Here is a 13,712-nt window from a genome sequence, read left to right as displayed (position 1 = left end):
AACAGAACGCCGTGACGGCTAGCAGAAGGCGGATGGCCACAAATGCGAAGATCATGGTTCTTCCCCTGTCAGAACTGAGCACTGGGGCCCTTCTTCACTCACACTACGCACCGTGCGATTGAACCTTAAGGAAATCACCCTGCGGCAGGACAGCTCCGCGACCACCCCGGGACGAGAGTTGGTCCGGCAACTGGCCAGCCGACGTGCTATCAGGGGCGAGAGCACTTGAACGGCAACCTGCAACGATGTAGCCCAGCGGCCTTCACCCCGCCGTGGATCTAGATACAATACGAAAAACTATGCGGTATCTTTCTCCTCTTGGGGGCTTTTCTTGTTGCTTCTGCCACGGTAAGCGTCCTGTTATCTCCAATTCGAGGGACCCGCTGGAATTGCTGATACACCTCGCATTAGCGGGGATTAGGCCGGGAAAAGGCGAAAAGAGCGGCAAGCAACGTTCCTATAATGACGGAAGCGAAGCCAACGCATCAACCGCACGGCCGGTTGAATCAATCAAGTGTTGAAAACCCTCCATATTCGTCTTTTTTCCGGGTCCAAGCGCCACTTTTCCTACGGCAAATGTGAAAGCTTCTGCATGGAACGGGCTTTAGCCCGGACAAGCTAGAAGGCGCAACAATCTACTAGCGTGATGAAGTCCGAAACTGCCAGTTGAGCATGAGGACGCCATGAAATGCCACATTGGGTGCACCATGATCAACGCAACTCAGCCCCTGTCAGACTCTCGGAGATTAGGCGGCCAAGCGAAAACTGCGAGGACAGCAACCAATCCAACCGCTGAGCAGCAGTGAAATTGGAACCGTAACTTCTTGACGAAACAACCAGTCAAAGATTCTCGCAGAATTAACAATGAAATCTATTGCTGCAGCTCAGAGCATGTTAAGCGTTCAAAACATTCATCAGATATCAAACCTTATAACCCCGTTTAAACTTCACAAACCAAAAAGGCGCAGCAACTGCCCTCCGGGTCTCAACAACATCGACCCGCGGGGCAAGCGCACGCACCGTTAGTCGTGGCCGGCTTCACGCATCTGGCGCAGTTCCTTCTTCAGATCCCCTACCTCATCGCGCAGCCTGGCGGCCAGTTCAAAGTGGAGATCAGCGGCGGCACCATGCATCTGTGCCGTTAGTTCCTCGATCAGGTCCATCAATTCCTTCGCAGGGCGGGAGGCGGTGCTGCCAGAGGCCTTCTTCTTGCCACCCTTTCCGCCTGTTTCACGCTTGAGACGTGCCTCCTCCAGCAGGGCTGCCGTGTCCGCGTCTTCCCTGGCCAATTGGTCGGTAATATCGGCAATCTTCTTACGCAACGGCTGCGGATCAATACCATGTAATTTGTTGTAGCTGACCTGAATTTCTCGGCGCCGGTTGGTCTCGTCAATGGCGAACTGCATGGAGGCCGTGATCCGGTCCGCATACATATGCACCTCACCAGAGACGTTACGGGCTGCACGCCCAATGGTCTGAATCAGTGACGTGGAAGAACGCAAGAACCCTTCCTTATCCGCGTCAAGGATGCTGACCAGGGAAACCTCGGGCAAATCAAGGCCCTCACGCAGCAAGTTAATCCCCACCAACACATCAAAAACGCCCATGCGGAGTTCACGCAGCAGTTCCACCCGTCGCAAGGTGTCAACATCGGAGTGTAGGTACTGGACCTTGATGCCATTGCCCAAGAGGTAGTCAGTGAGATCCTCGGACATGCGCTTGGTCAGGGTGGTCACCAGCACGCGCTCATTTTTTGCTGTACGTTTGCGGATCTCTCCCAGCAAGTCATTGATCTGGTCCTGAGACGGCTTCACAATGATCTGGGGGTCAATGAGTCCCGTGGGGCGGATGATCTGCTGCACGTAACCATCCGATACCCCCAGCTCGTACTTTCCGGGAGTGGCCGAGAGGTACACGGTCTGGCCAATGCGTTCCTGGAATTCATCCCATTTCAGTGGCCTGTTATCCATGGCGGAGGGCAACCTGAAGCCGTGGTCTACAAGGGTGCGCTTGCGGGACATGTCCCCTTCATACATGGCCCCGATCTGCGGAACGGTCACATGGGATTCGTCAATCACCAGCAGAAAGTCATCCGGGAAGTAGTCAATCAAGCAATGTGGGGCGCTGCCCTGATCACGGCCGTCAATGTGCCGCGAATAGTTTTCAATGCCGTTGCAGAAACCCATCTGCTCCATCATTTCCAGATCATACGTGGTGCGCATGCGCAGCCGCTGCGCTTCAAGGAGCTTGTTCTGGCTTTCAAGTTCTTTAGTTCGTGCAGCCAGCTCATCCTCAATTTGTTTGACGGCCCGAGCCATGCGGTCAGGCCCGGCTACGTAGTGAGATGCCGGGAAGACATACATCTCGTTTTCTTCCCTGATGATCTGCCCTGTTAAAGGGTGCAGGGTGTAGATGCTTTCAATCTCGTCCCCAAAAAACTCCACCCTTAGGGCCTGTTCCTCATACATGGGGATAATTTCTACGGTGTCCCCCCGGACGCGGAAGGTGCCGCGGTGGAAGTCAATGTCATTGCGCGTGTATTGCATGCTCACAAACTTGCGCAGCAGATCGTCACGGTTCATGGTTTCCCCACGGCGCAGCGTGACCATCCCAGCCACGTACTCTTCCGGGGTGCCGAGTCCGTAAATGCATGACACCGTGGCAACCACAATCACATCACGCCGGGTCAAGAGCGCGTTTGTTGCCGAATGCCGTAGCCGCTCTACCTCTTCATTGACGGAGGAATCCTTCTCAATGAAGGTATCCGACTGCGGAACATACGCCTCCGGCTGGTAGTAGTCGTAATACGAGACGAAATATTCAACAGCGTTATTAGGCAGCAGCTCCCTAAATTCGTTGGCAAGCTGTGCTGCCAGGGTCTTATTTTGCACCATGACCAGTGTGGGCCGCTGCACCTGCTCAATGAGCCACGCCGTTGTGGCGGACTTGCCTGTTCCGGTGGCACCGAGCAGGACCACATCTTTCTCACCGTTGTTGATGCGTTCGGTCAGTTCCTTAATGGCTGCAGGCTGATCGCCTGCCGGCTTGAACTCACTGATGACTTCGAAGGGTGCAACGACCCGGTTGATTTCCTGCGCAAGGCTCATGGCGTTAACGCTACCGCGTCCTATGCACTATGGGGCACTTCCTCTGCCAGTTGTTCACCTCTGGCAGCTAATGGGGAGGACTCCCCATGACACAACACCAACTTGTCAGCCATGCCATGACAAAATGAGACTAAGCACGAAGGTGTTGCTTCAGCCACTTCCGGGGGCTACACGGAACCCATCGACATCACACTGCACACCACCGGCTTGAGAAAGCTTCCTGAGAGGAAAACATGAGCGAGAATCCCGAAAACCCCTACGGCCAGCCCGTAAAAACCCAGGCACCCTACAGCCAGCCCGGCCAGGCCCCTGCACCTTACGGCCAGCAGCCTCCCGCACCTTACGGCCAGCAGCCTGCCCCCTACGGCGCACCCGCTGTGGACCCGGGCAAGACACTGTCCATTGTTGCCATCATCCTGCCGTTCGTAGGCTTCGGTCTGGTCGGTATGATCTTGGGCTTCGTGGCCCTCTCCAAGTCCAAGAAAGCCGGCTTTGGACGTAACACTCTGGCCCTGGTGGCCGTCATCATCGGTGCACTCGCGGTTGTTGCTTCCATCATTGCGACCATTGTTATTGTCGTGGCAGCCATGAACGCCGTCAACGAAGTGGGCGGATTGGACCTGATCACTCAGGTTGTCAACCAGTGCCAGAGCACCGGTGCCGAATCCGTTGTGGTTGACGGACTGGAATACTCCTGCGCCGGCTACTAAGCCAAAAATAAGTCTCGGCCTTTCCCTCCGGGGAACCGCAGACTAGCAGGGCCCGCACCTCAACGGTGCGGGCCCTGCTTCGTTAGAGGGGTGCTGCTGCCAGCTCAATTGTGGCGTGCTGGCCCGGATCTGCCGAGGCCAAGAGAGTTGATCCTCCACCTTGCGGCAGCGGGAAATAGCCTGCCGCAGCCAAAGCAGCCAACAGACTCCCCCTGCTAGTTCCTCTAGCCGCCTCGATGACAAACACTGGTCCATGCGCCGAACAGGACGGTACAATCTCCGCACTCGCCCCCACTGCCACGTGAAGCCGCGCAAGCAGTCTGTCCCTTGCGCCCTCCTCAAGGGGCACTGACGCTGCCGCAGCGTGAACAGTGGACGCATCTGGGGACGCTGTGGCAGCTATTCCAGCTGCCAGGTTCACAGCAAACGGCACTAGCCGGTCAAACCACAGTGCATCCACTGCGCCAAGAGCATCCTCTCGGGTGCCATCGTTAACAATCACCACATCGGCCGCTGACATGCGCTGTTCGTCGCTGGCCTGGGCACCAATGCGCGCCATCGCATCTTCGTACGACATGCCACGATCAGTCATCATTCGCCGCAGACGGCTCTCCAATGGCGCTTGCGCAACCACCACCAGATGGAAGGCGGGGCCTTGCCCTGTCTCCACGAGCAGCGGAATGTCCTGCACCACAATGGTTCCCGGCCCGGCGCTGGACTTCAGTGCGGTGGCCGCCTCCCTCACCAGAGGATGCGTGATGGCGTTCAGGGCCGCCAGTTGTGCCTTGTCAGAAAAAACCATGGCGCCCAGGGCCGGACGGTTCAGTGCGCCATCGGCCAACAACATGCCGGCACCAAAATGTTCGACGACGGCGCGCAAGCCAGGTGAGTCAGGGGCCACCACCTCGCGGGCCAGCTGGTCCGCATCAATGACCAAGGCACCTAGGTCGCGGAAGCGGGCGGAGAGCAGCGATTTTCCGGCGGCAATGCCACCAGTGAGTCCCAATGAAAGCATGACTCCACACTAGACTGATTTGGTGAGCCAGACTGTCCAGCCCAGCCCCGGGCCCCCGCGGGCCACGCCCGGCCCCAACTCGTACACAACCCTTCGCGCCGGAGCCGATTTCCGTCATGAACTCGTGATCAAGCGTTCCCGTTTCATCACGGTGCTGCGCCGAGTGGACGAGGAGCCGTCAGCCAGGACCCTGGTGGCCGAACTGCGCAAGGAATTTTACGACGCCCGGCACCACTGTTCGGCCTTTGTCATTGGCCCCGGCCGCGATCTTCAGCGCTCCAACGACGACGGCGAACCTTCCGGCACAGCTGGCACACCCATGCTGGATGCGTTGGTGAAACGTGAGACTCGGGCTGGTGATGGGGTGCACAGCGCTGACCTCAGCGATGTGTGCGCCGTGGTCGTACGCTATTTTGGCGGCATTCTCCTGGGTGCCGGTGGGCTGGTGCGGGCGTACTCAGAGTCCGTCAGCAAAGCCCTGGAGTTGGCTCCCTTGGTGAGCCGGGACAGGCTCAAACTTTTCACTGTAGCCGTCCCCCATGCGGCGGCAGGCCGGCTGGAAAATGATCTGCGCAGCGCCGGCTACCTCATGACGGGCAACAACTATGACGCCCTCAACACCCATGTGGGATTGGCCATAGCTGATGATGATCTGATCATCAACACTGCTGTGGAACGCCTTGCCGCATTAAGTGCGGGGCGCTGCACGTTGGCAACAACCGGCACGGACTGGGTGGACACACCATTAGACCGGGCCTGACAACGGCTGCCGATCTACCTTTGGTGCTTCCTAGCTTGCAGGCGCGCACGTTCCGGCTGCAGGCGATCGAAACGGCTGCCGCCTGGCTTTGAGGACTTGCACGCCAAGCCCCCGATGATCAGGAATCCCACCCATGGGATCAATACCAATATTGTCAAGAGGCCGGGGAGATTAGCGTCGTGAAGACGCCGGGCAGTTAGCGCCAGCATGGGCACAAAAGAAACGAACACGAAGGTGATATAGGCATTGACTACCCAGTCACTGGTGGCTGAATTCACCATGGCCGTAATAACGAACACGGCAGCCATAAAGAATAGGACCCACCAAAATTCGCTGCGGCTGGCCCTGCCGCTGAAAGTTCCGTACTTCTTGTAGAAACGGCCCACGGCTTGTAGCGGGGTGGCCCCGACCATGGGCTGCGAAGCGGAATCTGCCGACCCATAACTCATCGACGGAGTCACATACGGTGGCACGGACGCCGGCATCTGCCATTCTTGAACCTGCTGCCCTAGTGGCTGCGGGGCTTGTGCCTGCGTCACCGGAACCGAGACCGGCGCAGCCTCTGCAGGGCCAAAGTATCCAGGGATTACACGATGATGCTGCGGGTGGTGTTCCGGATTGGTCATTGCCTCATATACCTCTTGTTCGATGGTTTCAACCCATCGTATCCGAAGGCATGCCTGCCCGGGCTAAGATCATTGACACAAACAGCTCAACAGGTTCTGCCCCCTTAACAGGTACGGGTCCCCCACCCGAAGGTGGAGAACCCGTAAAGAACTAGTGTGTGAAAGGCTGGGAAATTAGTTTCCGGTCAGCTTTTCGCGCAGGGCAGCAAGTGCCTCGTCGGAAGCCAGAGTGCCGGCGCCCGATTCGGTTGCAGCAGGCTCGGAGGAGTAGGAAGTCCCTGCGGACTCGCCACCTTCACCGGCGTTGTCAGCAGCTGCATCTTCTGCGGCGTGCTCGGCAACCTGCTTCTTGTGTGCTTCCCAGCGAGTCTGGGCATCAGCGTACTGCTGCTCCCAAACGGCGCGCTGGCTCTCGTAGCCTTCAAGCCACTCGTTGGACTCGGAATCGAAGCCCTCCGGGTACTTGTAGTTGCCCTCTTCGTCGTACTCAGCAACCATGCCGTAGAGTGCGGGATCGAACTCGGTTGAGTCGACGTCAACACCTTCGTTGGCCTGCTTGAGTGAGAGCGAGATCCGGCGGCGTTCCAGATCGATGTCGATGACCTTGACGAACAGTTCGTCGCCAACGGAGACAACCTGCTCGGCCAGCTCAACGTGGCGCACGGCCAGCTCGGAGATGTGAACCAGGCCTTCGATGCCGTCTTCAACGCGAACGAACGCACCGAAGGGAACCAGCTTGGTGACCTTACCCGGAACAACCTGCCCGAGGGCGTGGGTGCGGGCGAAGGTCTGCCAGGGATCTTCCTGCGTAGCCTTGAGCGAGAGCGATACACGCTCGCGGTCCAGGTCAACTTCGAGAACCTCAACGGTGACTTCCTGGCCAACTTCGACAACCTCAGACGGGTGGTCGATGTGCTTCCAGGACAGCTCGGAAACGTGGACGAGGCCGTCTACGCCGCCGAGGTCAACGAAGGCACCGAAGTTGACGATGGAGGAAACAACGCCGGGACGAACCTGGCCCTTTTCCAGCTTGTTGAGGAACGTGGAGCGAACCTCGGACTGGGTCTGCTCGAGCCAGGCACGGCGGGACAGAACAACGTTGTTGCGGTTCTTGTCCAGCTCGATGATCTTGGCTTCGATCTTCTGACCGATGTAGGGAGCCAGGTCGCGCACACGGCGCATCTCGACCAGCGATGCCGGCAGGAAGCCGCGCAGGCCGATGTCGAGGATAAGACCACCCTTGACCACCTCGATGACGGTACCGGTAACGACACCGTCTTCTTCCTTGACCTTCTCGATGTCGCCCCAGGCACGCTCGTACTGCGCGCGCTTCTTGGAGAGGATCAGTCGGCCTTCTTTATCTTCCTTCGTGAGGACCAAAGCTTCGACCTGATCGCCAACGGAGACTACGTCTCCGGGATCAACGTCGTGCTTGATGGACAGCTCGCGGGAGGGGATGACACCTTCGGTCTTGTAACCGATGTCGAGCAGAACTTCGTCGCGATCAACCTTGACAACGATACCTTCAACGAGGTCACCGTCGTTGAAGTACTTGATGGTTGCATCTACTGCGGCGAGGAATTCTTCAGCAGTACCAATGTCGTTAATGGCAACGACGGGAGTGGTACTAGTCTTCTCGGGGGTCGTGATGGTCATGTAGTAGGGGCTCCGATGTGGATAGTTGGTTTCGACGGATCCGTAGCTTCGCCGCATAGTACTCGCGACGTAACCGTTGCCGGACCCGAATATTATTATGAGTGCAGGGGTTCCTGCGCAGTGCAGTGCATATTTTGGGCAAGTGAGGACCGCAAAGGCCACCACATCACTCATTACATACCCGTTGAGTCTAGTTGTTCGGGAGTGGGAGCGCAAAACGCATCCGCCACTTTTCGGCAGCTTGCAATAATGGCGTGTGTGAATGCTTCTACACTTCTGGTCCTTGGGCCGAATGCATGGTTTTTGCTGGCCGTGATGTTGCTGTTGGCCGCCGTAGTGTGGCGTTGGGCTCTGGGCCGTTCACCGTTCCAACTGGTGACTGCAGGAGCCCGGGCACTTGCACAGTTGAGTGCCGTTGCTCTGATCATTGCGTGGCTGTCACAGCACACGGCGCTGTCCTTCAGCTTTGTAGCCTTAATGTTTGTTATGGCGGTCTGGACGTCGGGGCACCGGGTTGCCCCTTCGGGTCGGTGGTGGATGGCAGCGATTCCCCTGGCGGCAGCCGTGGCGCCCATGGCCGCTCTCATGTTTGCTTTTGGGGTGCTGCCCTTCAACGCGCTGGCCATCATCGCCGTGCTGGGTCAGCAGATTGGCGGGGCCATGTCCGCGGTCACGCTCAGTGGGCGGCGCATCCGTGACGAATTGCACCTGCGGCACGGCGAGACTGAGGCTGCTGTGGCCCTGGGATTCCGCTGGCCGACTGCCCGCTTCATGGTGGGCCTGCCTGTTGCCGGCGAGGCGGTACTACCGGCTGTTGACCAGACCCGCACGGCCGGGCTGGTCACGCTGCCGGGCGCCTTCGTGGGAATGATCCTTGGCGGGGCCGCCCCACTTGATGCAGGCATGATCCAGCTCCTCGTGCTGATTTCCCTGCTGTTCGTCAATTCCACAGCCGCCGCCATGACACTGTGGCTGAGCACTCTGGCGGCATGGGACCGACCACGCTCAGTGGCCGTTTGAGTGCACCTTTCCCGCTTGCCCGTGGCTGACTTCCTGCACGTAGGCGGGCAGGGTGCGCTCAAGTGAAGAAAGCTAAAAATTGGTCATGCAGTGCGCCGATTCCTTGGCGGCAAACAGCGCGTCAAAGGCGGCTACCGTCCCGGCAAGATCCTCGCGAATCCGGCCTGCTGCGTGGAGGGTTTGGGCACTGACGGCGCCCAAATACAGGCTGGAGAGTTCACTGACGCCCATGCTCAGCCCAAAGGGAACCGAGCCGTCCTCCGGGCAGCGGGTGACCGTGGCCTTGCCGTGGATTACATCGATCCGGAAGATCCCGGAGGCATGTCCCAGCGGGTCGCCCACGTGGATGGTCAGGCTGCCGTCAGCCCTGTAGTCACGCGCAGCCAGTGCCGCAGGTGTGTCCAGTATCCGCAGCCACAAGAGGTCCTCCGTGGAAGTGCGCTTGTACCGCCGCTTGGCTGCCATGGCCCATTCCAGCGGGTCCACTACTGGAGCCATGGACCACGTGATCACCTCAATTAAATCGAGTGAGCCCAGGAACTTCCACAAGGCCAGGTAGGCGCCGTCGCTGGCCGCGAGCAGGTCCACAATCTGCACGGTGGCCAGGGAGCTGTCAGTGCCCGGCTTGTACGTCACGTAGCCGTCAACAACTCCGTACTGGTCGTAGTGGAGCGCCGCCCGAACGTTCTTGACCGGTTCCATGCTCCCGTAGTTGCCGTGGCCCGAGGCACTGAGCCGGTACATGTCATGCCGGCCTATTGATCCGTACCGACCCGCATGAACCTTGGCAAAGACCTCATTGTGGACGTCCCGGACGGTGGCCGGATCCGCGATTTCAACCTGGCCTTGTTCGGCTGCCGCGGGCACAATAAAGTCCAGGCCGCCCTTGACGTTGACCTCAATGTCACTGGCGTGGGTTGCCACGCCGAATCCGAAGCGCCCGTAAATGGTTGCCTCGGACGCTGTCAGGGCCGCCACCGGGATCCCGGCCGCCTTGGCCTGGGCCAGGTCAGATCCCATCATGGCCCGCAATAATCCACGACGGCGGTGGCTGGGCCGGACCGTCACAGCAGTGATCTGGTGGACCGGAAGCAACGTTCCCCCGCCAACATTGAGGGTCTTTCGATGGTAGGCGTAGGTGGCTACCGGATAGTCGATCCCCCACGCACCGGCGGGTGCCACCGTGTCTTTGAGGTAGGCCCCGGTAGCCATCCGCTCATCGGCCTGCTCACATTCAACATACCGTTTGGCGAGCTCCGGGGTGGGAGCGTCCCCGTGGAACCCTAAAGCCACCGCCTGAATCCAGGCACTGAGCTCCGCCGGCACCTCTCCGTCCACGAGCCGGCAGGGGAAGGTGCGCAGCTCATAGGGGAAGGACCGCGGGGCCCGCTGGCGGGTGCTGTGTTCGTTACTCATGAGCTCTTTCATCCAGGTCTGTGAAGTGCGGGTCGGTGAAGTAAGGTGCGAGGCGGTGCTTAGTGTCCGGCGTCGTTCCAGCTGGCGCCGATGCCCACCTGGACTTCCAGCGGCACCTGCAGTTGGGCTGCGGCACCCATTTGTTCTGTGACGAGCGCCTTGACGGTGTCAAGCTCCCCGGGCCAAATTTCCAGGATCAATTCATCATGAACCTGCAACAGCATCCGCGATTTCAGGCCCTGCTCCGTCAGCGCCTTGTCCACGCCAAGCATGGCCTCCTTGATGATGTCCGCGGCCGAGCCTTGGATGGGTGAGTTCAGTGCCACCCGCTCGGCCAACTCGCGCAGTTGGCGGTCGGTGCTGGCCAGATCGGGCAGGTAGCGGCGGCGGCCCTCAATCGTGGAGGTGTAGCCGTCAATGCGGGCTTGTTCCACCACGCCACGGAGGTAGTCGCGGACGCCGCCAAAGCGGTCAAAGTAGTCCTTGACCAGGGTGCGGGCCTCATCGACGGAGATTTCCAGCTGCTTGGACAGGCCAAAGCTGGTCAGCCCGTATGCCAGCCCATAGGACATGGCCTTGACCTTGGAACGCATGGCGGAGGTGACCTCTTCCGGGGCCACACCAAACACATGCGAGCCAACGTAGCGGTGCAGGTCCTCGCCCTGGGCATAAGCCTCAATGAGGCCGGCATCCCCTGAGAGGTGGGCCATGATGCGCATTTCAATTTGCGAGTAGTCGGCTGCCAGCAGGCACTCGTAGCCTTCGCTGACCACGAAGATGTCCCGGACCCGGCGCCCTTCCTCGGTGCGGATGGGGATGTTCTGCAAATTGGGGTTGTTGGAGGACAAGCGTCCCGTGGCAGCAACATTTTGGGCGTAAGTGGTGTGGATGCGCCCGTCCTGACCCACCGATTTCTTCAGAGTCTCCACCATTTGCTTGAGCTTGGACGCCTCGCGGTGGGCCATGAGCTGGGCTAAGAATTCGTGCCCGGTCTTTTCCAACAGCATCTTCAAGGAAGCGGCGTCGGTGGTGTAGCCGGTCTTGATCTTCTTGGTCTTGGGCAGACCCAATTCTTCAAAAAGGACTTCCTGGAGCTGCTTGGGTGAACCCAGGTTGACCTCGTGCCCAATCGCGGCAAAAGCGGCCTCCTGTGCTGCGTTCATGGCAGCGGTGAAATCGGCAAGCAGCGTGGCCAGGCGCTCTTGAGAAACGTCAATGCCCGTCAATTCCATCTCGGCCAGAATAGCGGCCAGAGGAAGTTCCAGCTCGCGTAGCAGGCCTTCAGCGCCACGCTCCACCAGCATGGGGGCGAAATGTTCGCTCAACAGCAGGGCAACGTAGCCGCGCTGGACGGCGTCGGCGAATTTTTTCTCACCCTCCAGTCCCAGGTCTAGCTGCCCGGATTCCTCTTTTGCCGCTTCGAAGGAGACCTTCAGGTGGACTTGGCTCAGCTCGGCCAGTTCGTAGCTGCGCCGGTCAGGCTGGATCAGGTAGCCAGATAGTGAGGTGTCATCGATGACCCCTGCCAAGGCCAGCCCGCGTACCGAGAGCGCCTTGAGCGCTTCCTTGTACTCGTGCACCACCTTCGGCGCATCGGCTGCCAGCCAGGTGGCCAGGGTGTTCTCCAGCGCCTCATCGGCGGTGCTCAGTTCAACCACCACGGCTGAATCGGCACGTACCAGCGCTACCGCGACGGCCTCGTGGGCCAGACCGGCCTTTTCGCTGAGCACATCTACAGCTACGGGGCCCGGGGCGGCCTTCAGCCAGGTGGTTAGTTGGCCCGCCTCAGTGAGAAGCTGATGCTCGGGCACCTCGTGAGCCTCACCGGCATCCTCCGGTTCCTCCTCACCAAAAAGGTCAAAGAGTCGCTTGCGCAGGGTGTTGAACTGGAGTGCGTCAAAGAGTTCCTCAACAGCCTCACGGTCCGGGGATTGCAACAGGGTTTGTTCCAGGGCCACGGGCAGGTCCATGTCACGCAGCAGGTGGTTCAAGTGGCGGTTGCGTTTGACGTCCTCCACATGGGCTCGCAGCGACTCCCCCACCTTGCCGCCAATAGAGTCAACGTTTTCCAGGATCCCGTCCAGGTCCCCGTAGAGCTTGAGCCATTTGGCTGCAGTCTTGGGCCCCACACCGGGAACGCCGGGCAGGTTGTCCGCGGATTCGCCCACCAGCGCAGCCAGATCCGAGTAACGGTTGGGAGGGACCAGGTACTTCTCCTCGACGGCCGCAGCATCCATAGGCGGGATGTCGGAGATGCCCTTCTTCGGGTACAGGACCAGCACTTTTTCGGTGATGAGCTGGAAAGCGTCACGGTCACCGGAGACCACCAGCACGTCCCAGCCGGCGGCTTCGCCCTGGGTAGAGAGCGTGGCGATGATGTCATCAGCTTCAAAACCGTCCACCGAAATGGTGGGAATCTTCATGGCTTCCATGACCTTGATAATGAGATCAATCTGGCCGTAGAACTCCTCAGGAGTTTTATTACGTCCGCCCTTGTACTCCGTGTACTCCAGGGAACGGAAAGTGGGTGTGTCTAGATCGAAGGCCACCACCACATGGGTTGGTTTTTGCTGCCGGATCATGGTCAGCAGCATCGAGGTGAAACCATGCACTGCATTGGTGTGCTGGCCCGTGTCCGTGGCGAAGTTCTCCGGGGGCAGGGCGTAAAAGGCGCGGAAGGCCATGGAGTGGCCGTCAATCACCAGCAGGCGCGGGGTTTCCCCGCTGGGAAGCCCGGTAGCAGGGGCTGTAGCGGGCGCTGTGGCTGGCGCTGAAACCGGGCTGGTTGCAACAGTGGACTGGGGGGCCGTCTTGGCAGAATCACTCACAGGTGCCAGCCTAGTCATCATGAGCGATAAATTCACACCGCATCCCCTGACCGAAGAACTCCTCGCCGCAGGAATCCCCACCGAAATTCACGCCATGCTCGGAAAGCACGGCGTGGGCGCCCTGGTCACCAAGATGGGAATCGTGTTCACCGAGATGAGCGCCGAATCCATGGTTGCCACCATGCCTGTTGAGTCAAACACTCAAGTAACGGGTGTGCTCCATGGCGGAGCTCACGTGGTTTTGGCCGAAACGTTGGGTTCCTTTGCTGCTGCTTTTCACGCTGGTCCCGGCAGCAAGGTGGTGGGTATTGAGATCAATGCCACACACCACCGGGCCGCCAGCACGGGCTTGGTCACCGGCACCGCCACGCCCATCCACCTGGGCCGCACCCTCACCACCCACGAGGTTGTTATGAGAAATGACGCTGGCCAGCGCTTATCCACCTGCCGCATCACCAACATGATCCTCTCAAACTAGCCCCCACCAACCCGTACCAATCCGCACCGCCGGAACGCTCCGTTGAGCCTTGGAAGCCGTTAACTTACGACGCCGGGCACCCGCCTTCCGCAGTAT

Annotated in this window: 10 protein-coding genes; 4 read left to right on the top strand and 6 right to left on the bottom strand. The window is 59.5% G+C overall.

The window, feature by feature from the left end; genetic code table 11:
• Positions 1-1,022: 1,022 nt before the first annotated feature.
• Positions 1,023-3,107, bottom strand: a complete 2,085-nt coding sequence (gene uvrB / locus RY113_RS04985; protein ID WP_110106491.1) for an excinuclease ABC subunit UvrB — start codon at positions 3,105-3,107, stop codon at positions 1,023-1,025.
• 233 nt (positions 3,108-3,340) lie between these two features.
• Between uvrB and RY113_RS04980 the strand changes: the two genes are divergently transcribed.
• The gene (locus tag RY113_RS04980; RefSeq protein ID WP_315913724.1) at positions 3,341-3,817 is read left to right on the top strand and encodes a DUF4190 domain-containing protein; all 477 of its coding nucleotides are present in this window, start codon (positions 3,341-3,343) and stop codon (positions 3,815-3,817) included.
• A gap of 82 nt (positions 3,818-3,899) precedes the next feature.
• Here the strand turns inward: RY113_RS04980 and coaE are convergent, their stop codons facing one another.
• Positions 3,900-4,832 (bottom strand): dephospho-CoA kinase, encoded by a 933-nt coding sequence (gene coaE, locus RY113_RS04975; RefSeq protein WP_315913723.1) that lies wholly within the window; start codon positions 4,830-4,832, stop codon positions 3,900-3,902.
• A gap of 22 nt (positions 4,833-4,854) precedes the next feature.
• On the opposite strand from coaE, the gene RY113_RS04970 reads away from it, so the two are divergent.
• Positions 4,855-5,592, top strand: coding sequence for a YigZ family protein (locus RY113_RS04970; protein ID WP_315913722.1), 738 nt, complete (start codon positions 4,855-4,857; stop codon positions 5,590-5,592).
• Positions 5,593-5,606: 14 nt separating this feature from the next.
• Here RY113_RS04970 and RY113_RS04965 read toward each other — a convergent pair whose 3' ends face one another.
• Together RY113_RS04965 and rpsA are read right to left on the bottom strand one after the other, a co-directional pair.
• On the bottom strand, positions 5,607-6,218 hold the full coding sequence (locus RY113_RS04965) for a DUF805 domain-containing protein (RefSeq protein WP_110106487.1): 612 nt from the start codon (positions 6,216-6,218) through the stop codon (positions 5,607-5,609).
• 174 nt (positions 6,219-6,392) lie between these two features.
• Positions 6,393-7,874 (bottom strand): 30S ribosomal protein S1, encoded by a 1,482-nt coding sequence (gene rpsA, locus RY113_RS04960; RefSeq protein WP_110106486.1) that lies wholly within the window; start codon positions 7,872-7,874, stop codon positions 6,393-6,395.
• A gap of 258 nt (positions 7,875-8,132) precedes the next feature.
• On the opposite strand from rpsA, the gene RY113_RS04955 reads away from it, so the two are divergent.
• Positions 8,133-8,894 carry an ABC transporter permease gene (locus RY113_RS04955; RefSeq protein ID WP_315913721.1) on the top strand — a complete coding sequence of 254 codons (762 nt, stop codon included), beginning with the start codon at positions 8,133-8,135 and terminating at the stop codon, positions 8,892-8,894.
• A gap of 72 nt (positions 8,895-8,966) precedes the next feature.
• Here RY113_RS04955 and RY113_RS04950 read toward each other — a convergent pair whose 3' ends face one another.
• Both RY113_RS04950 and polA read right to left on the bottom strand, forming a co-directional pair.
• Complete coding sequence (locus RY113_RS04950; protein WP_315913720.1) at positions 8,967-10,310, bottom strand: GNAT family N-acetyltransferase; 1,344 nt, start codon at positions 10,308-10,310, stop codon at positions 8,967-8,969.
• Positions 10,311-10,369: 59 nt separating this feature from the next.
• Entirely contained in the window at positions 10,370-12,994 is a 2,625-nt protein-coding gene (gene polA, locus RY113_RS04945) for a DNA polymerase I (RefSeq protein WP_396334214.1), read from the bottom strand.
• Between the two features lie 163 nt (positions 12,995-13,157).
• Between polA and RY113_RS04940 the strand changes: the two genes are divergently transcribed.
• A complete protein-coding gene (locus RY113_RS04940; RefSeq protein WP_315913719.1) occupies positions 13,158-13,616 on the top strand; it encodes a hotdog fold thioesterase in 459 nt (152 codons plus the stop codon).
• Positions 13,617-13,712: the final 96 nt, after the last annotated feature.

Source organism: Arthrobacter sp. lap29, from assembly GCF_032458965.1.
GTDB classification, from domain to species: Bacteria; Actinomycetota; Actinomycetes; order Actinomycetales; family Micrococcaceae; genus Specibacter; species Specibacter psychrochitiniphilus.
This window is presented reverse-complemented; position numbering and strand designations above follow the sequence as displayed.

Excerpts from the sequence above, each read along its gene's own strand:
- coaE (WP_315913723.1), bottom strand. The coding sequence starts at position 4,832 with ATGCTTTCATTGGGACTCACTGGTGGCATTGCCGCCGGAAAATCGCTG.
- uvrB (WP_110106491.1), bottom strand. The coding sequence starts at position 3,107 with ATGAGCCTTGCGCAGGAAATCAACCGGGTCGTTGCACCCTTCGAAGTC.
- RY113_RS04980 (WP_315913724.1), top strand. The coding sequence starts at position 3,341 with ATGAGCGAGAATCCCGAAAACCCCTACGGCCAGCCCGTAAAAACCCAG.
- RY113_RS04950 (WP_315913720.1), bottom strand. The coding sequence starts at position 10,310 with ATGAGTAACGAACACAGCACCCGCCAGCGGGCCCCGCGGTCCTTCCCC.
- RY113_RS04965 (WP_110106487.1), bottom strand. The coding sequence starts at position 6,218 with ATGACCAATCCGGAACACCACCCGCAGCATCATCGTGTAATCCCTGGA.
- rpsA (WP_110106486.1), bottom strand. The coding sequence starts at position 7,874 with ATGACCATCACGACCCCCGAGAAGACTAGTACCACTCCCGTCGTTGCC.
- polA (WP_396334214.1), bottom strand. The coding sequence starts at position 12,994 with ATGGCCTTCCGCGCCTTTTACGCCCTGCCCCCGGAGAACTTCGCCACG.
- RY113_RS04940 (WP_315913719.1), top strand. The coding sequence starts at position 13,158 with ATGAGCGATAAATTCACACCGCATCCCCTGACCGAAGAACTCCTCGCC.